The organism is Shimia sp. NS0008-38b, from assembly GCF_040370365.1.
In the GTDB taxonomy this organism is placed as follows: Bacteria; Pseudomonadota; Alphaproteobacteria; order Rhodobacterales; family Rhodobacteraceae; genus Shimia.
The window spans coordinates 116,165-136,156 of the sequence record NZ_BAABWQ010000001.1; the positions used below are offsets into that span (position 1 = coordinate 116,165).

17 protein-coding genes are annotated in these 19,992 nt (G+C 55.4%); 9 read left to right on the forward strand and 8 right to left on the reverse strand.

The window, feature by feature from the left end; genetic code table 11:
• Nucleotides 1–172 precede the first annotated feature (172 nt).
• Both ABWV47_RS00595 and ABWV47_RS00600 read left to right on the forward strand, forming a co-directional pair.
• A complete protein-coding gene (locus ABWV47_RS00595) occupies nucleotides 173–946 on the forward strand; it encodes a 3-hydroxybutyrate dehydrogenase (protein WP_353307888.1) in 774 nt (257 codons plus the stop codon).
• A 20-nt stretch (nucleotides 947–966) separates the two neighbouring features.
• A complete protein-coding gene (locus ABWV47_RS00600; protein ID WP_353307889.1) occupies nucleotides 967–1,992 on the forward strand; it encodes a patatin-like phospholipase family protein in 1,026 nt (341 codons plus the stop codon).
• A 136-nt stretch (nucleotides 1,993–2,128) separates the two neighbouring features.
• Here the strand turns inward: ABWV47_RS00600 and ABWV47_RS00605 are convergent, their stop codons facing one another.
• From ABWV47_RS00605 to ABWV47_RS00625, 5 genes are all read right to left on the reverse strand, one after another.
• A complete protein-coding gene (locus ABWV47_RS00605; RefSeq protein ID WP_353307890.1) occupies nucleotides 2,129–2,812 on the reverse strand; it encodes a DUF502 domain-containing protein in 684 nt (227 codons plus the stop codon).
• Between the two features lie 137 nt (nucleotides 2,813–2,949).
• Nucleotides 2,950–3,867 (reverse strand): pseudouridine-5'-phosphate glycosidase, encoded by a 918-nt coding sequence (locus tag ABWV47_RS00610; RefSeq protein ID WP_353307892.1) that lies wholly within the window; start codon nucleotides 3,865–3,867, stop codon nucleotides 2,950–2,952.
• A complete protein-coding gene (locus ABWV47_RS00615) occupies nucleotides 3,864–4,757 on the reverse strand; it encodes a PfkB family carbohydrate kinase (RefSeq protein WP_353307893.1) in 894 nt (297 codons plus the stop codon). Before ABWV47_RS00615 ends, ABWV47_RS00610 begins: the two co-directional genes overlap by 4 nt.
• 38 nt (nucleotides 4,758–4,795) lie before the next feature.
• A complete protein-coding gene (locus ABWV47_RS00620; RefSeq protein WP_353307894.1) occupies nucleotides 4,796–5,419 on the reverse strand; it encodes a thiamine phosphate synthase in 624 nt (207 codons plus the stop codon).
• An 82-nt stretch (nucleotides 5,420–5,501) separates the two neighbouring features.
• Nucleotides 5,502–5,831 (reverse strand): TfoX/Sxy family protein, encoded by a 330-nt coding sequence (locus tag ABWV47_RS00625; RefSeq protein ID WP_353307895.1) that lies wholly within the window; start codon nucleotides 5,829–5,831, stop codon nucleotides 5,502–5,504.
• 144 nt (nucleotides 5,832–5,975) lie between these two features.
• Between ABWV47_RS00625 and ABWV47_RS00630 the strand changes: the two genes are divergently transcribed.
• From ABWV47_RS00630 to ABWV47_RS00640, 3 genes are all read left to right on the forward strand, one after another.
• Entirely contained in the window at nucleotides 5,976–6,719 is a 744-nt protein-coding gene (locus ABWV47_RS00630) for an RNA methyltransferase (protein WP_353307896.1), read from the forward strand.
• Between the two features lie 107 nt (nucleotides 6,720–6,826).
• On the forward strand, nucleotides 6,827–7,978 hold the full coding sequence (gene ctaA, locus ABWV47_RS00635; RefSeq protein WP_353307897.1) for a heme A synthase: 1,152 nt from the start codon (nucleotides 6,827–6,829) through the stop codon (nucleotides 7,976–7,978).
• Nucleotides 7,979–8,005: 27 nt separating this feature from the next.
• A complete protein-coding gene (locus ABWV47_RS00640) occupies nucleotides 8,006–9,481 on the forward strand; it encodes a carboxypeptidase M32 (RefSeq protein ID WP_353307899.1) in 1,476 nt (491 codons plus the stop codon).
• A gap of 669 nt (nucleotides 9,482–10,150) precedes the next feature.
• Here ABWV47_RS00640 and ABWV47_RS00645 read toward each other — a convergent pair.
• Both ABWV47_RS00645 and gyrA read right to left on the reverse strand, forming a co-directional pair.
• Nucleotides 10,151–11,035: a LysR family transcriptional regulator gene (locus ABWV47_RS00645; RefSeq protein WP_353307900.1), complete on the reverse strand. Its 885-nt coding sequence runs from the start codon at nucleotides 11,033–11,035 to the stop codon at nucleotides 10,151–10,153.
• 311 nt (nucleotides 11,036–11,346) lie between these two features.
• A complete protein-coding gene (gene gyrA, locus ABWV47_RS00650) occupies nucleotides 11,347–14,082 on the reverse strand; it encodes a DNA gyrase subunit A (protein ID WP_353309523.1) in 2,736 nt (911 codons plus the stop codon).
• Nucleotides 14,083–14,341: 259 nt separating this feature from the next.
• Here gyrA and ABWV47_RS00655 point away from each other — a divergent pair, with 259 nt between their 5' ends.
• On the forward strand, nucleotides 14,342–15,085 hold the full coding sequence (locus tag ABWV47_RS00655; protein WP_353307901.1) for a lipid-binding SYLF domain-containing protein: 744 nt from the start codon (nucleotides 14,342–14,344) through the stop codon (nucleotides 15,083–15,085).
• Nucleotides 15,086–15,107: 22 nt separating this feature from the next.
• Here the strand turns inward: ABWV47_RS00655 and ABWV47_RS00660 are convergent, their stop codons facing one another.
• Complete coding sequence (locus ABWV47_RS00660; protein ID WP_353307902.1) at nucleotides 15,108–16,049, reverse strand: radical SAM protein; 942 nt, start codon at nucleotides 16,047–16,049, stop codon at nucleotides 15,108–15,110.
• A gap of 183 nt (nucleotides 16,050–16,232) precedes the next feature.
• On the opposite strand from ABWV47_RS00660, the gene zwf reads away from it, so the two are divergent.
• Genes zwf through pgi form a run of 3 tightly spaced genes read left to right on the forward strand, consistent with a single transcriptional unit; the run spans nucleotide 16,233 to nucleotide 19,962 of the window.
• The gene (zwf, locus tag ABWV47_RS00665) at nucleotides 16,233–17,687 is read left to right on the forward strand and encodes a glucose-6-phosphate dehydrogenase (protein WP_353307903.1); all 1,455 of its coding nucleotides are present in this window, start codon (nucleotides 16,233–16,235) and stop codon (nucleotides 17,685–17,687) included.
• Entirely contained in the window at nucleotides 17,684–18,355 is a 672-nt protein-coding gene (gene pgl, locus ABWV47_RS00670) for a 6-phosphogluconolactonase (RefSeq protein WP_353307904.1), read from the forward strand. The genes zwf and pgl overlap by 4 nt, the downstream gene beginning before the upstream one ends.
• A 5-nt stretch (nucleotides 18,356–18,360) precedes the next feature.
• Nucleotides 18,361–19,962 (forward strand): glucose-6-phosphate isomerase, encoded by a 1,602-nt coding sequence (gene pgi, locus ABWV47_RS00675; protein ID WP_353307906.1) that lies wholly within the window; start codon nucleotides 18,361–18,363, stop codon nucleotides 19,960–19,962.
• Nucleotides 19,963–19,992 lie beyond the last annotated feature (30 nt).

Sequence of the window (19,992 nt, forward strand, 5' to 3'; positions counted from 1 at the left end):
GGTTTCTTGCCTGTATGAAACCTGCCTCAATAACTTTACGCCCGCTTCGCGCGGGCGTTTTTTTTGGGCAATCGGCGGGTTTACGTAAGACTACGGTATCGCAGGTATTTCCCTTATTTTGCGGGTGCAGCATGTTATGGTGCGCGTGAGCGTTTAGTGGAAGGGCAGCAAGATGAGTATGACGGGCAAAACGGCGATTGTGACGGGGTCAAATTCGGGAATCGGTCTGGGGGTGGCGCGTGAATTGGCGAAGTTGGGCGCAGATGTTGTGCTCAATTCGTTCACAGATCGCGATGAGGATCATGCGCTGGCTGCGGACATCGCCTCAGAGTTTGGTGTCGTTGCACGATATATCGCTGCAGATATGTCACAAGGAGATCAATGTCGGCGTTTGATCGAAGATGCGGGCGGATGTGACATTCTGGTGAACAACGCAGGCATTCAGCATGTGGCACCAATTGACGAATTTCCGGTGGAGAAGTGGGATGCAATCATTGCGATCAACATGAACTCCGCGTTTCACACAACGGCTGTTGCGCTGCCACATATGCGTGCAAGGGGCTGGGGGCGTGTGGTGAACATTGCAAGTGCGCATGGTTTGACAGCATCGCCGTTTAAAGCCGCGTATGTCGCTGCCAAACACGGTGTGGTTGGCATGACAAAGACGGTTGCGTTGGAAACAGCGGAGGAACCGATCACCTGCAATGCCATCTGCCCCGGATATGTGCTGACCCCGCTGGTGGAAGCGCAGATCCCGGACACAATGGCGAAATACAACATGGGCCGCGAGGACGTGATCAAAAAGGTCATGTTGGAGCGTCAACCCAGCCGCGAGTTTGCCACGGTCGAGCAGCTGGGTGGCACGGTGGCCTTTCTGGCCAGTGATGCAGCTGCACAGATCACCGGCACGACCATAAGTGTCGATGGCGGCTGGACCGCACTTTAAATGTATCTAGGGAGGGTTTCATGAAGCGCATCAATCTGGCTTTGCAAGGGGGCGGCGCGCATGGGGCCTTTACCTGGGGGGTTCTGGACGCGTTGTTGCAGGACGAAGATATCGAGATTGCCGGGATCACCGGCACCTCTGCTGGGGCGATGAATGGCGCTGCGCTCAAGGCGGGTCTGCTGAAAGGTGGGCTTGACGGCGCGCGACAGAATCTAGATTGGTTCTGGCAAAAAATGGGAGCGGCGCAGGTTCCGGGTTTAGATGCGTGGTTTGCCGCTGTGCCACCGGGGATGGTGAGCCGGGCGATGGAATACAGTTGGCCGTTTATGGCGGTCGATATGATGCAGCGCTTGACGTCGCCGTATTCCATGGGGCCGTTATACGAGCATCCGCTGCGCGACATTGTCGACCAGTTCAGTTTTCAAGATGTCTGCGCGGACGAAGGTCCGGAGCTATTTGTCTGTGCCACCAATGTGCGCAGCGGCAAGGCGCGGGTGTTCTCCGGTGGTGAGATTTCCACCGATGCGCTTTTGGCCTCAGCCTGTCTGCCGACTTTGTTTAAGGCCGTGCAGATTTACGACGCCAAGAGCGGTAAAACCGAGGCCTTTTGGGATGGGGGGTATACCGGCAATCCGCCGCTGTGGCCGCTCTACCGCCGTTCATTGCCGGAGGATGTGGTGATTGTGAACATCAACCCCTTGCGTCGAGAAACGGTTCCGGTGACGCCGCAGCAGATTGCCAATCGGATCAATGAGATAAGCTTCAATTCGTCTTTGATGAGTGAATTGCGAGCGGTGGAGTTTGTACAGCGACTGATTGATGTGGGGGCGTTGACGCGGGAAGAGAAGCGTGAAGTTAAGGTGCACATGATTGCGGATGACGATCTGATGACGCGCCTGTCTGTGGCGACCAAAAGCTGGCCAATCACATCGGTTTTGTTACATCTCAAAGAAGCAGGGCAAGTGGCTGCCAAAACGTTTTTGAGCGCGCATAAAGCGGATATCAACGAGCGCGGAACTGTGGATTTGGCGGCGATGTACAGCTGACTGGGGAAGAATCCCTAGACGGAGATACACTGGGTTGGCGCCATGTTCCGAACAGGTGCACGGTCGCGGTTTTGACGCGTTCGGTCTCTGGGTGAGAGTAGTTTGGATCAATTTAGGCTGGTCGGGGCTGTCTGTGTTAGGCCTCTGCCGGGAGCGTCGGATCCTTGGGATTCGGATAAACCAAGCCTGCGGAAATCACCAGTTTGGCGGCTTCTTCGACGGACATCTCCAGCTCGATCACGTCGTCTTTGGGAAAAAAGAGCAGAAAGCCAGATGTTGGGTTTGGTGTTGTTGGTACAAAAACGCTCATCAGCGGGCTTGTGGTGGCCGCTGTTTCTGCCACTTCGCCTTTGGCATTGGTGGAGATAAAGCCAATCGCCCAGATGCCGCGGCGGGGGTATTCGATCAGGCAGGCCTTTTCAAAGCTGCGTTCGGTTTGCGCAAAAACCGTTTCAGCGATTTGTTTCACACCGGAATAGATTGACCGCACCACCGGCATGCGGGCGACGATGTTTTCGGCGACACGCAACAGCGAGCGGCCCATAAGGCCTTTGGCGATCCAGCCGACCATAATGGTGAAGATCAGGAAGATGATCATCCCCACGCCACGCAGGTTAATGCCAATGTAGTTTTCTGGCTTGATCGTGTTGGGAATGAGCGGCAGCACAAATCCGTCCACCCAGCCGACAAATGTCCAAACCAGCCAAATTGTCAGAGCAATTGGCAAAATGACGACGATGCCGGTCAGGAAGCTGGACCGCAAACGTCCAAAGAAGCCAGTTTTATGCGGCGGATCGTTTTCGTCGAATGGGGTCGTCATTGGGCATTCCTGCAGGGGGGTGTCATGCCTAGTTAGGTGTTTGTAACGCAAGCTGCAATGACGTTTACGTAGGGGCGACATTTGGCGGCTGCCGCACGGGGCGACAGCCTTAGTTTTAGGCAGATGAAAATGGCAACTTAGGCCACGAGGGCGGTTGCGATGTCTGCCGCAAGCCGCGCGTTGTTGCGCACAAGTGCAATATTGGCGGTTAGAGAGCGGCCATCGGTCAATTCAAAGATGCGTTGTAGCAAAAACGGTGTCACATCTTTGCCGCTGATCCCCTGATCTGAGGCTTCTTGTGTCGCCTGCGCAATCACTGGCGCCAGCGTTGCGGCCGCGATTTCATCTGTGGCCGGGATTGGATTGGCCACCAATTGGCCACCCGGCAGTCCCATCGCGCCGCGCATTTTATGCGCAGCTGCGATCTCGGCAGCACTGTCCATGCGCAGCGGTGCTATGAGATCAGAGCCTGCAGACCAAAACGCAGGGAAGCTGTCTTGGCCATAAGCAATCACCGGCACTCCGTTGGTTTCGAGAACTTCCAGCGTTTTTGGGACATCCAAAATCGCCTTGGCACCGGCTGCCACAACAGTAACGGGCGTGTGTCCCAGTTCGGTGAGGTCTGCGGAAATGTCAAAGCTGTCCTCCGCCCCTTTGTGCACGCCGCCGATGCCGCCGGTTGCAAACACTGCGATGCCTGCCAGATGGGCGGCGATCATGGTGGCGGCGACTGTGGTCGCTCCGGTACGACCTTGCGCCATAATCACGGCGATGTCGGCGCGGCTTACCTTGGCGACATCGCGGGCTTGGGCAAGCTCTTCGAGTTGTGTGTCGTTCAGGCCTGCGTGCAGGGTGCCGTTGAGTACCGCCATTGTTGCGGGAGCGGCACCTTTCTCACGAATGTCGTTTTCCACCTGACGCGCCACTTCGAGGTTTTGCGGGTACGGCATGCCGTGTGTGATGATGGTGCTTTCCAGCGCCACAATGGGCGTGCCATTTTTCTTGGCTTCAGAAATTTCTGATGACAATTCAAGGGGAAGTGCGGTCAAGCTCATGTGGCGTGTTCTCCGGAGACGTATTTTGCAGCAGCGGTGAGCGCACGTTCTAGGGCGTCTGCACGGCTGCAGTTTCGAGATTCGGCTACGATGTGCGCGGCCATGAAAGTATCCCCTGCGCCGGTGACGCGCGTCACTAAGACAGCGGGAGGTTGTTGTGTGATGATGCCATCAGGCGTTCCGTCGGAGGCGTCGTTGCCACCATCCGTGACCAAAGCACGTGCGGCCCCACGTGCCAGCAGGCCCTCGGCGGCGTCTTGCGAACTTTGGAATTCGGTCTGGCAGAGGTATCCGGCTTCCTCAAGGTTCACATAAAGGACCGCGCGTGAGTGCATTAGGAATGGCATCAGCCGCTCGGCTTTGCCCGGAGAGGCCGGGGCGACACGTAGATCGGCCTCTGAAAACAGAGGGCTGCGGGCAATTTGATCCAGCAATCGTTGGGTCAGGTTCCCGTCTAGCGCGATGAGACCTGCGTAGGGGGCTTTGGGGGACCCAAGTGTTCCGTCTTCGAGTGGAGAGAGAATTTTCTCGCCGGCGGCTTCTAGAGAGTGAGCGTCAGCAATGGCCGCGATGAGGCCGTTTTTGCCCTCAATGGCCATATAGGTGTCGGTCGGCAGATCAGCGGAGCGATAGACGTAGTCCATGATCGCCCCCATTTCGCGGCAGGCGGTGATCAGTTCGTCCCCTTCCACGTCTTGGCCGATGGCAGAGAGGGCTGCAGGGCGCAGGCCAAAACGCGCAAGGGTCATTGCGATGTTCCAAGCGACGCCACCCGGCAGGCGGGAGATGCGGCCCGGCACGTCAGAGCCCACGCGCATATGGCTTGGCGCGCGTCCAATGATGTCCCAGAGTACGGAACCGATGCAAAGGATGTCAGGTGTGGCAGTCATGTTTGGCCTCACAAATCAGAGTGGGCGGAGCAGTTTGATCAGGCGGAGAAAGCGGCCTGTAGGTCTTTGAGTTTGGAAGCTGGATCATCGGTGCGCCAGATTTCTTCACCAATGCCAAAGAAATCCGTGAAAGGCGACAGTTTGGCAATGATGTCGACGTCCAGCGCGCCTTCGGCAACCACAGGCACTTCGATCATTTGCGACCACCATTCAAACAGGTCTTGTTCCGCCAAAGTCCCGTCACCCAAAGGGGTTGTGCCAACTGGACCGAAGCTCACGTAGTCCGCGCCGTTTTCGGCAGCAGACATGCCTTCGTGGCTGGACGCGCTACAGAAGGCGCCAACAATGGCGTCTTTGCCGAGGTCCTTGCGGGTCTTGGCCACAGAGCGCGCGCCATCGGTGAGATGGACGCCGTCCAGACCAAGCCGTTCGGCAAGGATTACATGTGCATCGATGACAATCGCCACATCGCGGGCGTGCGTCACTTCGCGCAGGGCGTCTGCGGCGCGCGACAAGCGGTCTTCGTCGCGTGTGGCAAGCGCAAGACGGACGCAGGCGATATCAGCGGTGTCCAGCACGGCAGCAAGTTGATCAGGAAAGCTTGAGAGTTCGATTTCTGGCGGGGTGATCAGGTAGATCTGCGGCAGCTCTATGTCGGACATGCTCTGGCTCCTTGACGTTGGATCGGGCCGCTATAACGCGGTTTTTTGGGAATGGCTATCGGCAGTTGTGCAAAATGGGTTTTCATTTTGGCGGCAGGCTACGCGCATATGTTAGCGCCATGGCCACGATTTGAGTGCGTCGGGTGTCGTCACCGAGGAGATCCTCAGACAGATCCACCATGCCGCCCATGGGACGTCCGGTAAAAGACAAAGGGTCTACGCCTTCAATTTTAAGAGCCGCAGGTTCAGCTGCTTTTCCGATACGGGCCATGCCGCCGTCTTTGTGCACGCCGCAGATCATGTTGCCGCAGAGCAGAAAGCAAAGGCCACCAAACATCTTTTTCTCAGAGATACCGTCGACATCCTGTAGGGCTTCGCGCATCAAAGTTGCGTGTCCTTCGTCATAGGCCATGGATCTGTCTCCGAATGTTGCGCACTGGGATTCTATGCCTCCGGTGGGGATATTTACAGCCAAATGAATCGGGAGCGCTTGTTTTGTTGGGGGCACAGGGGTATCAGCGGCCAGATTTTAGCGCAGCATCGTCTGGAGAGCCTCATGACCACCGACACACCGCAGCCCGCCTTTGTTCTTGTGCGTCCGCAGATGGGTGAAAACATCGGTGGCGCGGCGCGGGCGATGCTGAATTTTGGGCTCGATAAGATGCGGGTGGTTGACCCACGGGATGGCTGGCCAAACGAGCGCGCTGTGGCGATGGCCTCTGGCGCAGGTCGGGTGTTGGACGCGGCGTTCTTGACGGACACCACGGAGCAGGCGCTAGAAGACTGTCACTACGTTTTTGCCACCACGGCGCGGGCGCGGGGTCTGACGAAGCCAGTGGTCACGCCTGAGAAGGCGATGCAGCAGGCCGCGGAGATGATCGGGCGTGGCGAAAAGGTTGCGGTGTTGTTTGGGCCGGAGCGTGCCGGGCTTGAGAATGAAGACATCGCGCGGGCCAATGCAATCATCAATGTACCGGTAAACCCAGAGTATGCCTCACTTAACTTGGCGCAATGTGTTTTGTTGACTGCCTATGAATGGCGTCGTCAAAGCGCCACTATTGTGCATGAGCGGGTGGATATGGCCAAGACCGATTGGGCCAACCAATCGGACATGGACGCATTGGGGCGTCACTACGAGGATCGGCTGGAGGAGGCCGGGTTCTTTTTTCCGTCTGAAAAGTCAGACGGCATGAAAATCAATCTGCGCAATATGTGGAGCCGGATGCGGCTGACTCGCGCGGATGTGCAGATGTTGCATGGTGTGATGCGACAGATGGTCCGTTGGAAAGAAAAAGACTGATTTGTCGCTTGTTCCGGTGGGCTGAATATACGTTCATTCCGTAAGAGTGAATGGTTGAAGCTTCGACGCGGCCCTACTAGGCTCGCGCGCAAGATCAGGAGTCAGCGATGAGCCAGAAACGTAACATTTTCGAAGAGGTTGGCAGCGAGGCGTCCAAAGTTTCGCCCGCAGCTGTGGGTGTGATTGATGGCGCAGCAAAAGGTGCACGGCGCGGCATCCGTGTCTGGCTGATGGTCCTGTTTGCGCTGGTGTTTGCGATGATTGCTGTCGGGGGGCTGACCCGGTTGACCGACAGCGGCTTGTCGATCACCGAATGGCGTCCCGTGACCGGGGCCATGCCACCGATGAACGCGCTCGAATGGCAAAGCGAGTTTGATAAATACAAGCAGATTGACCAATGGGCGATTGAGAACCAGTGGATGACGTTGGCTGATTTCAAATCCATCTATTGGTGGGAATGGGGACATCGCCAGCTAGGACGTGTCATTGGCCTTGTTTGGGCCCTTGGCTTTGCAGGTTTTGCATTGGCACGACAGATTCCGACCGGATGGACGGGGCGGCTTTTGCTGATTGGGGCGCTTGGTGGTTTGCAAGGGGCTGTGGGCTGGTGGATGGTGGCCAGTGGCGTGACGTCCGGTGAGGGCGTGACAACAGTTGCGAGCTATCGTTTGGCGACTCATTTGGGGCTGGCCTTTGTGATCCTTGGGTTCATAACTTGGTACATTCTACTTCTGGGACGCACTGAGCGTGATCTGATGCAGGCGCGACGCGGCAAAGAAGACAAGTTGTTTTCCATGTCGACGGGGCTGTTGCATATGACAGCTGTGCAGATCCTCTTGGGGGCTCTGGTGGCGGGTATTGACGCCGGGCGCAGCTTTACCGACTGGCCCTTGATGGGGGGGCAGGTGTTTCCGCCTGATGCGTTTATGATCGAGCCGATCTGGCGCAACTTCTTTGAAAACCCTGGTCTGGTTCAGTTTGTACACCGGATTTGGGGCTATCTTCTGGCGATCTTTGCCATCGTTGTTTGGCGTCGCGCACGAGGCTCTGCCCATGGGGCAACAAAATTTGCTTTTAATGCGATGTTGGCAGCTGTTGCCCTGCAAATCACCATTGGCATTGCCACGGTTCTCTATGCCGCACAGGTGCATGTCGCCATTGTGCACCAAGCGGTTGCTGTTGTGGTTTGGGTTTTGATCCTGCGCGCCCGGTTCCTGAGTCACTATCCCATTGCAACCTCCCTGCGGGAGTCCTCCTAAAAAACCTTCTGAGAAAAGGAAGATACGATGTCTGCATATGAGCAGTTGATGGCTTTTGAGCACACCACACAGGCGCTGGGTCAGGTGGCCGGGCGTTTGGGATGGGACCAAGAGGCCATTATGCCAGTTGGCGCAGCGCCGCAGCGCGCCGAAGAGATGGCAGCGATGGAAAGCGTGCTGCATGCGCGCCGGATTGATCCCAAAGTTGGCGAGTGGCTGGCGGCCGTCGATGAGACACAGCTGGATGCGGTGGCACACGCGCAGGTGCGCCACATTCGCAAGTCTTTTGAGCGCACATCAAAAGTGCCTGCTGATCTCGCCGCTGAAATTGCCAAGGCAACAAGCCGCGCGCAGGGGATTTGGGCGCAAGCGCGCGCCGATGAGGATGTGGCCGGGTTCCTGCCAACTTTGGAAGAGGTTGTGACTCTAAAGCGTCAAGAAGGGCAGGCACTGGCCGCCGGTGGCGACGTATATGATGCCATGGTTGATGACTACGAACCTGAGATGACGGCCACAGAGATCGCTGCGATGTTTGATGCCATGCGGCCGCGGTTGGTGGCGTTGCGCGCGGCGGTATTGGCAGCAGAAGCCCCACAGAAACTCTCAGGGCAGTTCGCGGCAGACACACAGATGGCGCTGACCAACAAATTGGCGGCGTCGTTTGGCTATGACTTTGAGCATGGGCGCATCGATTGCGTGACGCACCCGTTTTGTTCTGGTTCCGGTCAAGATGTGCGGATCACAACGCGCACCAGCGAAAGTGACCCGTTTAATTGTTTCTACTCCACGATCCACGAAGTGGGTCATGCTGCGTACGAGCAGGGCATTGATGATGCGTATCTTTTGACGCCTTTGGGACGTGGTGTTTCAATGGGTGTGCATGAAAGTCAAAGCCGAATTTATGAGAACCAGATGGGGCGGGGGCGTGCCTATACCAGCTGGCTTTATGAACAGATGAAAGCAGCGTTTGGAGATTTTGGCATCGACAATGCTGAGGCGTTTTATGGCACGGTGAACCGTGTCAACGATGGCTATATCCGCACGGAATCTGATGAAGTTCAGTACAATCTGCACATCATGCTACGCTTTGATCTGGAGCGTGCTCTGATGCTGGGTGATCTGGCGGTTGGTGATTTGGAAGCCGCATGGAATGAACGCTTTGAGGCCGATTTTGGCTATGCGGTGGACAAGCCGTCAAACGGCGTTTTGCAAGATGTGCACTGGTCTGTGGGTCTGTTTGGCTACTTTCCGACCTATTCATTGGGCAATGTATACGCCGGATGTTTGTTTGATGCGCTGAAAACGGAGGTGCCGGATCTGGATGCGCAGCTGTCACAGGGTGACACTTCGGCGGCGACAGGCTGGTTGCGGACAAATTTGCAGACCCACGGCGGGTTGCGCAAGCCAGCGGATACGATTGTACACGCAACGGGTAAGACGCCAAGCGGAGAGCCACTCTTGGCGTATCTGGAAGCCAAATTTGGTGATATCTACAAGCTGTAAAAAAAATGGACGCGCCCGGTTGCAGTTGGGGCGCGTCCAGTTGGCTAGGTAACCCTAGTTGAGCGGACTTGAAAGTGGGTGGAGTCGCAAAGAACTGGCAACGGTGCTGTCGTGGCGGGGTCTGGCCTGGGGTAGTACACAGAACCCGCCGCTGCCTGACAGCACGACTGGGGATGTTGCAGCAATGAAAATCCAAAAGCGTATGGCAAGGAAATCGGGTATGGCTGCGCCGTCTTGGACATAAAGCGAAGTCAAAGACACAATCGCGAGCAATGACCAGAGTGCAGTGAGCCGTGCGGCAAATCCGAAGCCGAGAAAGAGGGCGGCCAAGATCATTTGCACACTTACTACGTGTTTCATCCAGTCAGCTGTCACGACGCGATCTAACGCGCCAATGACGGAATGTCCTGCAATGTCGAATACAAAGTAAATGATCTGTTCCGTGAGAAGAACGATTATTACAACCCGACAAACCAAGAGCGCGAGATCACTTGCAATACGGTCACTATTAGATGAATTTAACATTTTGTGCCTCAAATTCAATCAAGTCTACTTAGTCAATAGTTTTAGTGACTTTGTAATTATGAGTGTTTCGCGGCGCAGTTAATTTGGCAATCGTCAATACTGCATGCCTGAAATTGCATTTTTGTCGGTTGCTGGGGGTTTTCCTTACTCGAGATCAGGAAACACGTTCCGGCAGAGCGCGCTTTCAGCTTTAAAGGTCTCTTTTATCCAGTCTGCAACAGCGCGCACAGTTGGGTCAGACTTCCGGCTTTCGTGAAAACACAAATACAATGGCACGTGCTTTGTTCGGCTTGGATCCACGCGAGACAGTTTTGATGCGTGATCCCGAGCCAATGCGCGCGGCAATACGCAAGCCCCGCCATTGGCGAACATCATTCGAAGGGCATCCGCAAACGTATCCAAGTGGTGCGTTGGTGGACAACCAAAGATACTGGTGCCCAAATCAGTGACGGAGAAGGGCCCCTCCGCTTCGGAGCCCGCAATCCAGTTCTTTTGTCTCTTTAGGTCAGCATCTTTTGGTGCAAATGCTTCCAATGTCATTTGCCCGATGGCTTGTGTCATCAGACGCCCGTGTTCAGGTTGGATGGACGTGACGATCAGGTCGTTCTGGCCAAGCCCTGTTGATGCCAATGACCGGTGCAACGTCACGTTTAACTCTGGTGCAGAGGACGTGAGATTTTCGAAATTTGGTAAGAAAACCCCGCTTACCACACAAGCCGGGGCCTCAACGCTGATCTGACCTGAGGGTGTACTGTCTAAAGATGTGAGTTGGTTGACGACGTTGCTCAACTCCAAGTTGAAGCGCTCAATCACTTCAAAAAAGCTGTCTAGTTCGGGGTTTGCGCGCCATCCGTCAACTTGTTTGCTATAAACCGGCTTACCCAGCGCCTGAGACAGACGTGCCATACGGCGAGAAACCGTGGCAGGATCAACATTTAGAACCTTAGCCGCCCCTGTAAGGCTTTTGGTTTCACTCACAGCGGAAAGAATCCGAAGGTCGTCCCAATTGATTGTACGTACATTTGCCATGTAGGTGCTCTCGTTTGAACTGGGTATCCTCCACACGCCTTCGAAGTGTGCCTCATTCCTTTTTACGGTTATTGTACTCAATGGAGTCAAAAAATTCAGTCAGCGTGAGCGGATTAACGCGGGGCTCATTCTTGATGTGCGCTGAATTCAGCCGAGTTGGCAACTCAAAGACTCTTTCACAATTTACGCGATTCACTTGTTAATTTGAAGAAACAGATTGGTCCCTGAGGGAAAAGTGGCACCCGCCAAAATCAATATGGGCGGCCCGAGAGAACAGGCCGCCCATATTTAAGCATTATTGGAAAAGCAAACTAGCTATCGTTGGTCTCGTCTTCGTCGTCCTGTTCGGCGATCCAGGCAACCGAAACAACTTCCTCACCTTTGCCGGTGTTGAACACTTTCACGCCACCTGCCGAGCGGGAGCGGAACGAGATGCCATCAACAGGCACGCGGATGGATTGGCCTTTGGAGGTGGCAAGCATGATTTGGTCGCCAAGCTCCACCGGGAAGGAGGCCACCAATTCACCGCCACGCATGGCTTTGTCCATAGCAGCAACACCTTGGCCACCACGTCCGCGCACTGGATAGTCGTGGCTTGAGCTGAGTTTGCCAGCACCGCCAGAGGTGATTGTGAGGATCAAGTTTTCGGCGGCAGACATTTCAGCGTACCGCTCTTGGGTCAGCTCACCCGCTGGGGCGTCGTCCTCGTCTCCACCATCATCCGTCAGACCAGCCACAGCGCGGCGCATCTTGAGATATGCAGCGCGTTCTTCGCTTTCGGCGCGGAAGTGGCGGATGACGGACATGGAGACAACTTCGTCGTCCCCATTTAGGCGGATGCCGCGCACCCCAACGGAGGCGCGGCTGTTGAACACCCGCACTTCGGTGGTTGGGAAGCGGATGGCGCGGCCCGAATTGGTGACCAGCATCACATCGTCCTCATCTGTGCAGATGCGGGCGTTGATCAGTTTGGTGTCGGCGTGATCATCCTCAAACTTCATCGCAATTTTGCCGTTGGATTTCACATTGGTGAAATCGGACAGGCGGTTGCGACGGACTGAACCTGCCGAAGTTGCAAACATAATTTGCAGATCATCCCATTCATCCTCAGGACGGTCGACCGGCATGATGGCCGCAATGGAAACACCTGACGGAATTGGCAGGATGTTGACAATGGCTTTGCCTTTGGCGGTACGTCCACCCAACGGTAGGCGCCAGGTCTTGAGCTTATAGGCCATGCCGTCGGTGGTGAAGAACAACAGTTGCGTGTGCGTGTTGGCCACAAAGAGGGTGGTGACCACATCCTCTTCTTTGGTTTGCATGCCCGAGATGCCTTTGCCACCGCGTTTCTGAGCGCGGAAGTCGGCCAGTGGGGTGCGTTTGATGTAGCCACCGGACGTGACGGTCACCACCATGTCTTCGCGCTCGATCAGGTCTTCGTCGTCCATGTCGCCAGACCAGTCGACAATCTCTGTGCGGCGGTCTACGGCAAAGTTCTCGCGCACTTCACGTAGCTCGTCACCAATGATGCCCATGATGCGTTCGCGTGATCCAAGAATTTCTAGGTATTCCTTGATCTTAGATGCCAACTCTTCAAGTTCGTCCGTGACCTCTTTCACACCAATTTGTGTCAGGCGCTGCAGACGCAATTCAAGGATGGCGCGCGCTTGTGTTTCGGACAGATTGTAGGTGCCATCCTCGTTCATCTTGTGTGTCGGATCATCGATCAATTTGATGTAGTCGGCGATCTCTCCGGCAGGCCAGCGACGGGTCATCAGCTTTTCGCGCGCTTCGGCCGCATCCGCAGAGCTTCGAATGGTGGCGACAACTTCGTCGACGTTGGTGACCGCAACAGCCAGCCCGCAAAGGATATGGCTGCGTTCCCGTGCTTTGCGCAGCAAATACGCGGTACGGCGGGCAACAACATCTTCGCGAAAGTCGATGAACGACGTCAGGAAGCGGCGCAGCGTAAGCTGTTCTGGGCGGCCGCCGTTCAGCGCCAGCATGTTGCAACCGAAGTAGGTTTGCATCGGGGTAAAGCGGAACAATTGGTTCAGCACCACTTCAGCAGTTGCGTCGCGCTTAAGCTCCACAACAACACGCACACCATCACGGTCAGATTCATCTTGAACGTGGGCAATGCCTTCGATGCGCTTTTCACGTGCTGCTTCGGCGATCTTTTCGATCATCGTCGCTTTGTTCACCTGATAAGGGATCTCGTCGATGACAATGGCATAGCGATCTTTACGGATTTCCTCGACGCGGGTCTTGGAACGGATCACGACGCTGCCGCGCCCTTCAAGATAGGCTTTGCGCGCGCCAGAGCGGCCCAAAAGAATGCCGCCGGTTGGAAAATCCGGGCCAGGCACGTAATCAATCAGTTGCTCAGACGTCAAATCCGGATCTTCGATCAAAGCCAGAGTTGCATCGATCACTTCGCCCAAGTTGTGCGGCGGGATGTTTGTGGCCATACCCACAGCAATCCCCCCGGCGCCATTGACCAACATATTAGGGAAGCGGGCAGGGAGCACAGTGGGTTCGCGGTCTTTGCCGTCGTAGTTGTCTTGAAAATCGACGGTTTCTTTGTCGATGTCCGCCAACAATGCCGCTGCGGGTTTGTCCATGCGAACTTCGGTGTAACGCATGGCAGCAGCGTTATCGCCGTCCATTGAGCCAAAGTTGCCCTGACCGTCAAGAAGCGGAAGAGACATAGAGAAATCTTGCGCCATACGCACCAATGCATCGTAGATCGCACTGTCACCGTGTGGGTGATATTTACCCATAACATCCCCGACGGGGCGGGCGGATTTCCGATACGCTTTGTCATGGCTATTGTTGGTTTCATGCATCGCATAAAGAATGCGGCGGTGCACCGGTTTGAGGCCATCACGCAGGTCTGGAATGGCCCGGCTGACGATCACGCTCATGGCGTAATCGAGGTAGCTGGCGCTCATTTCCTCCTCGATGGTCACAGATGGACCTTCGTGGATCATCCGTTCACGTGGTGTTTCTTCTTCATTTTCAGGGGTTTCCGGCGTGTCGCTCAAGTCCTGATCTCGCTTCTTTGTGGCGGTCAATATATTGTTGGTTTCGTTATATCAGAGGCATCATATAGGGTGCAATGGCGCTGTTCATCTTCCTGATACAATTGATCTGAAAACGCACTAAATCACTGAATTTAAAATGTGAAAATCCCCTGAAATGTGGATAGAGAGTTTCGCAAGAGCGGGGCACTCTCGGAACGCTTCGGAATCCGCCTGTTTCGTGGTTAAGTGGGGGCAGAGATTGCCTTGTGGAGATTTGGGTATGCGGCACGTTTTAACTGGGTTGGGTATATCGTTGTTGGTGGTGACACACAGCAGCCCTGGGGTGGCTGAAGGGCTGTGGAGAAAGATCAAAAAGGGGGCTGAGTCCACAGGTGACGCAATTGGCGACGGCGTGACGGCAACGGGCGAAGCTATAGGCAAAGGTGCAAACGCCGTTGGAGGCGCGATTGAGGGGGGCGTGGAGGCGGTCGAGGGCGCAGTTTCCTCTACAGGGGAGTTGGTCTCAAATGAAGAGACACCGGAGGCCACGCGTGCGCGTTTGGACAAAATGGCGAGCGACATTTTGGCTCGGCTGTTGGCAGAAAACTCTGACGCCGCCACACTTTATGAGGGCAGTGCTGGATATGCCGCATTTGACAGTCGCAAGGTGACGATTTTTCCGGTGACGACGGGCTATGGTCGCGGGGTGGCCGTGGCCAAAGATGACACATTGCGCAGCTATATGAACATGGGGACCGGTGGCCTTGGCGGAAGTTTGGGGATTGGGGGCTTCGAAAGCCAATTTGTGATTTTGTTTGAAACACCAGCGGATTTGAGGGCCTTTGTTGACAGCGGATACGATGCCACAGCCAGTCGCGGTGCGCAGGCCGGCGCAGACGGAGGCAGCGAAGACTTACACTTTGTCGAGGGACGATCCGTTTTTGTGCTTAGCAAAGACCGCTGGCGCGTCAATGCAAGCCTAGAGGGGACCAAATATTGGCGGTCTCCTGAGCTGAACGACTAATTTCGTGGTGCGGTTTGGGAGTTTAGGCGGAGCAGGAGGCCCCGCCAAGCACACAGAATTTGGCGCAATGGGGATGATTGAGTTGCACCGGCCTCTCGGCCTCCTCAAGCGTTGAACCAAGCTCAAACAAGGGATCGTAGGGCAGAAGTGTACAAGCAATCACCGAAGGCGTTTTAGCGCCGCGATGTTTGACCACCATGCGAGAATTTGAACACATGATTTCTGTTGGAGATTTGTTGAGGATGCCCCAGCATTCAGTGGTGATTTCCGGCACTTCTACTTTTTCATTCATTTCCGGAAAAAGAACTGTTTCACCGGGGTTTAACGCATCGATATTAAAGTTTTCTTTGGCATATAATCGCGCGTAGCCCGCCCGTCCATCTAACTCAGATTCTCCCCACATAGTGCGCCCGGCCACCGTCATCTTTATCATATTGTCGCGCAGCCAGCGCATGCCCTCAAGTGTCCGCTCAAAAGTGCCTTTCCCACGCTCTTTGTCATGCAGCTCTGCGCTCCAGTGATCGACGGAGACACGCAAGGTCAGTTTATCCGGATAGTCTTGCGCCAGCTTCAATAGGTCAGCTCGCACCCGTTTGCGCTGCATGGGTTGCATTGCGTTGGTCAGGATCAAGACCTCATACCCGCGCGCGAGAGAGCGCCGTGCCATTTCGATCATGTCTGGGTTCATGAAAGGTTCGCCGCCCGTAAATGCAATTTCGCGTACGTGCCATTGGCGGATGTCGAGCTGGTCGAGATAGTCGCTGACTTCATCTGCGGTTATGTAAACCAGCGCATCATTTTTTGGGGAAGACAGAATGTAGCAGTTTTCGCAGGCGATGTTGCACAGTGTTCCGGTATTAAACCACAGTGTCTGAGGGTTGTTCAGCGCCACATGCGCACGGGTTTCCCCTTTGGCTGTGATGTAGGGGTCTTGAAACTTGCCGATATTTACGTGGTCTTTCATGCGACTGCCATCTGTGAGTGTTGTTATCCTCCTACCCAATGTTGAAAGGATTGGCCAACCCACGAGTGACTCATCTGACACAGTTGTGAAGCGCGCTTGCGATGATAGGGTAGCAGTGATACATCGTCGTTAGCGCTAACGATAAGCCGTTTTATAACGGTCAGCAAGCAGGGGAAAAGGCCGATGGTTTCTCGCATCATACCGGTGGAAACATTCGATTTGGTGGTATTTGGCGGTACGGGGGATCTTGCAAAGCGCAAGATTTTGCCTGCGCTTTTCAAACGGTTTTGTTTTGGTCAGGTGCCTGACGGCAGCAAAGTTGTTGGCGCGGCGCGCGGAGAGTTGAGCACGTTGGACTATCGTTCATTGGTGGCTCAAGCACTGCGTGAGTACGGCGGTGAGATGGCTCAGGACAGTGAGAAAGTGTCCGCGTTCTGTGAGCATGTTGACTACGTGGCCGTGGACGCGCGTGGCGAAAGTGGCTGGACTGAGTTGGCAGATGTGTTGTCACCTGATGTTGTGCGCGCGTTCTACTTCTCCGTAGGGCCGGGAGTGTATTCTGATCTGGCGCAGGGCCTGCAGCGCCATGGTTTGGTGGCCGATGACACGCGGATCGTTGTAGAAAAGCCCTTTGGTCACGATCTGGAGACCGCACAGGCGCTGAATCGCGAACTCGCGCAGTTTTTCAATGAAAGCCAAATCTACCGGATTGATCATTACTTAGGCAAAGAGACCGTTCAGAACCTTATGGCAGTTCGGTTTGGCAACATGCTGTTTGAACCGCTTTGGAATGCACAATACATCGACCACATTCAGATAACTGTTGCAGAAACGGTGGGCGTCGCAGGGCGCGGTGGATATTACGAAAAATCGGGTGCGATGCGCGATATGGTTCAGAACCATCTGATGCAACTCTTGTGTTTGATTGCAATGGAACCTCCGGCACAATTTGAGCCGGACGCGGTGCGCGATGAGAAGCTCAAAGTCATCCGTGCGTTGGATAGTGTTCAGCCGCACCACATTGTGCGGGGGCAATACACCGCTGCAGATGGTGAAATGAGCTATCGAGAGGATGTAGACAACCCGCGTTCCAAAACCGAGAGTTTTGTGGCGCTAAAATGTCTGGTGAACAATTGGCGATGGGCTGGAACCCCGTTTTATCTTCGTACCGGAAAGAGGCTCAGTGCGCGTGATAGCGAGATCACAGTGGTGTTCAAGGACACGCCACATTCGATCTTTGGGCCGGAGGCCGGTCAGCATCGAAACGAGTTGAGCATTCAACTGCAACCTAATGAAGGCATTACGTTAAATGTCACTATCAAAGAGCCGGGTCCCGGCGGTATGCGGCTTATAAACGTACCTTTGGACATGAGCTTTGCGGAGGCTTTGGGGCCTAAACTTGAAGGCACGTCGGACGCTTACGAGCGGCTGATTATGGATGTCATCCGTGGCAATCAAACGCTGTTCATGCGTGATGATGAGGTGGAGGCCGCCTGGGCTTGGACCGACCCGATCATCCAGGGCTGGGAAGCACGCGGCGACGTGCCAAAACCCTACGACGCCTTTGGCAACGGGCCGGATGATGCAGATGTAATGATGCGCCGGGATGGGCGTGAATGGAGAGGATTGGACAAATGAATTTCAACACTTACCCGGACGCGGACATGATGGCGATTGATGTCGCCAATGTACTTGCAGAGGATTTGCGCGAAGCTCTCCATCAGAAAGACCGAGTGGTTATGGCGGTGCCTGGCGGCACCACTCCGGGGCCGGTTTTTGATGCGTTGAGCGCGGCGGATTTGGATTGGGCGCGCGTTGATGTTCTTTTATCAGATGAACGCTGGGTGCCTGAGGATCATGAACGCTCTAACTCTGCTTTGGTCAAAGCGCGTTTGCTCACAAACCGGGCGATTGCGGCGCGATATCTGCCACTTTATGCCCCCGCTGAGGTTCCTGAAGATGTTTTGCCAGAGTTGGAGGCGGGTATTGTGAATGCGTTGCCGCTGGATGTGGCGCTGCTTGGCATGGGAGCCGACATGCACACAGCATCGCTTTTTCCGAATTCCGCGGGGCTTGAAGACGCACTGGCAGAAGACGCGCCGGTGTTGCTTCCAGTGCGACGAGACGATTTACCTGACACGCGCATCACCTTGTCAGCCCGCGTGCTGAACGGGGCGATGCGCAAACATATTTTGATTAAGGGTGCAGACAAACGCGAGGCGTTGAGTGCTGCACAAAATTTGCCAGCCACAGATGCACCTATTCGTGCAGTGTGTGCCGGCGCAGATGTGCATTGGACGGAGTAATATCAATGTGGAGTGACTTGGACGGCATGAAAGCCGATGCAAATTCTCGCAAGATTGTGGACTTATTTGCGCAAGACGAGACCCGCTTCGGCGCGTTCTCATTAGCTTCAGACGGGTTGGTTTTCGACTACAGCAAAACCTCGATCGACGCGGCGGCCAAGGCCGCACTTGTCACTCTTGCGCAAAAGGCGGGCGTCGCAGAAAAGCGCGCTGCAATGTTTGCCGGAGACAAGATCAACGAGACCGAGGGTCGGGCGGTGTTGCATACAGCATTGCGCAATTTGGATGGCGCACCGGTTGTTGTGGACGGCGAAGATGTGTTGCCTGAGGTAAAGGCGACCCGTGCCCGAATGGCAGAGTTTGCGCAAAAGGTTCGCGACGGTAGCTATCCAGGCGATGGGCGTCGTATCACAGATGTGGTGAACATTGGGATTGGCGGGTCTGATCTGGGGCCGTTGATGGCTGTGCTGGCCTTAGCGCCATATCACGACGGGCCAAAGTGCCATTTTATCTCCAACGTGGACGGCGCGGACGCGACCGACACGCTGGCAGAACTTGATCCGGCAACCACACTGGTGATTGTGGCGTCAAAGACGTTCACGACTCAAGAAACACTGATGAATGCCCGGACGGTGCTCAATTGGGCGGGGGGCGATGCGGCGCTCGGGCGGTTTGTCGCGATATCCTCTGCTGTGGAGAATTGCGCAGAGTTTGGCATTCCAGCAGAGCGGGTGTTTGGATTTGAGGACTGGGTGGGCGGACGCTACTCGGTTTGGGGCCCCATCGGCTTTTCACTTATGCTTGCGATTGGGCCAGCGGCCTTTGAGAGCTTTCTTGAGGGGGGGCAGGCGATGGACCGGCACTTCCAAGAGGCGGGGTTTGCGGAAAACATGCCGGTGCTTTTGGCGCTTGTTGGGATATGGAACCAGCAGGTATGTGGCCATGGCACGCGCGCGGTTTTGCCGTACGAACAGCGTCTTGCGCGTTTGCCGGCGTATCTTCAGCAGCTGGAGATGGAGAGCAACGGCAAGGGTGTTGCCATGGACGGGAGCCCCTTAACGCGCGTCGCCGGGCCGGTTGTTTGGGGAGAGCCTGGCACCAACGGCCAGCACGCCTTCTATCAGCTGATCCACCAGGGACAGCAGGTGGTGCCCTGTGAGTTCATTGTCGGTGCTGAGGGGCATGAACCCGCGTTGGGAGACCACCACCGGGCATTGGTTGCCAATTGTTTGGCCCAATCAGAAGCGCTTTTGAAAGGGCGGACCGAGGATGAGGCGCGAGCGCAACTTGTGACCAAAGGTGTGTCGGGGGACAGGCTCGATCAGTTGGCCAAACATAGGGTGTTTAGCGGAAATCGTCCGTCGACCACTTTGGTTTATCCACGTTTGACGCCTTATGTATTGGGCCAGTTGGTTGCGCTTTATGAACATCGGGTTTTTGTCGAGGGCGTGATCTACGGTCTGAATTCCTACGATCAATGGGGGGTTGAGCTGGGCAAAGAGCTGGCCAACGGGCTGGTTCCGGCCGTGGCTGGCAAAGGCGCGCCTGAAGGGGCAAGCGCTTCAACGGTGGCGCTGCTTGATCATATCCTGAGCCTGCGCGCTTAAGCCGGTCAGAGTTGTTTGGAACTGGACCGC

Excerpts from the sequence above, each read along its gene's own strand:
- ABWV47_RS00595 (WP_353307888.1), top strand. The coding sequence starts at position 173 with ATGAGTATGACGGGCAAAACGGCGATTGTGACGGGGTCAAATTCGGGA.
- ABWV47_RS00600 (WP_353307889.1), top strand. The coding sequence starts at position 967 with ATGAAGCGCATCAATCTGGCTTTGCAAGGGGGCGGCGCGCATGGGGCC.
- ABWV47_RS00605 (WP_353307890.1), bottom strand. The coding sequence starts at position 2,812 with ATGACGACCCCATTCGACGAAAACGATCCGCCGCATAAAACTGGCTTC.
- ABWV47_RS00610 (WP_353307892.1), bottom strand. The coding sequence starts at position 3,867 with ATGAGCTTGACCGCACTTCCCCTTGAATTGTCATCAGAAATTTCTGAA.
- ABWV47_RS00615 (WP_353307893.1), bottom strand. The coding sequence starts at position 4,757 with ATGACTGCCACACCTGACATCCTTTGCATCGGTTCCGTACTCTGGGAC.
- ABWV47_RS00620 (WP_353307894.1), bottom strand. The coding sequence starts at position 5,419 with ATGTCCGACATAGAGCTGCCGCAGATCTACCTGATCACCCCGCCAGAA.
- ABWV47_RS00625 (WP_353307895.1), bottom strand. The coding sequence starts at position 5,831 with ATGGCCTATGACGAAGGACACGCAACTTTGATGCGCGAAGCCCTACAG.
- ABWV47_RS00630 (WP_353307896.1), top strand. The coding sequence starts at position 5,976 with ATGACCACCGACACACCGCAGCCCGCCTTTGTTCTTGTGCGTCCGCAG.
- ctaA (WP_353307897.1), top strand. The coding sequence starts at position 6,827 with ATGAGCCAGAAACGTAACATTTTCGAAGAGGTTGGCAGCGAGGCGTCC.
- ABWV47_RS00640 (WP_353307899.1), top strand. The coding sequence starts at position 8,006 with ATGTCTGCATATGAGCAGTTGATGGCTTTTGAGCACACCACACAGGCG.
- ABWV47_RS00645 (WP_353307900.1), bottom strand. The coding sequence starts at position 11,035 with ATGGCAAATGTACGTACAATCAATTGGGACGACCTTCGGATTCTTTCC.
- ABWV47_RS00655 (WP_353307901.1), top strand. The coding sequence starts at position 14,342 with ATGCGGCACGTTTTAACTGGGTTGGGTATATCGTTGTTGGTGGTGACA.
- ABWV47_RS00660 (WP_353307902.1), bottom strand. The coding sequence starts at position 16,049 with ATGAAAGACCACGTAAATATCGGCAAGTTTCAAGACCCCTACATCACA.
- zwf (WP_353307903.1), top strand. The coding sequence starts at position 16,233 with ATGGTTTCTCGCATCATACCGGTGGAAACATTCGATTTGGTGGTATTT.
- pgl (WP_353307904.1), top strand. The coding sequence starts at position 17,684 with ATGAATTTCAACACTTACCCGGACGCGGACATGATGGCGATTGATGTC.
- pgi (WP_353307906.1), top strand. The coding sequence starts at position 18,361 with ATGTGGAGTGACTTGGACGGCATGAAAGCCGATGCAAATTCTCGCAAG.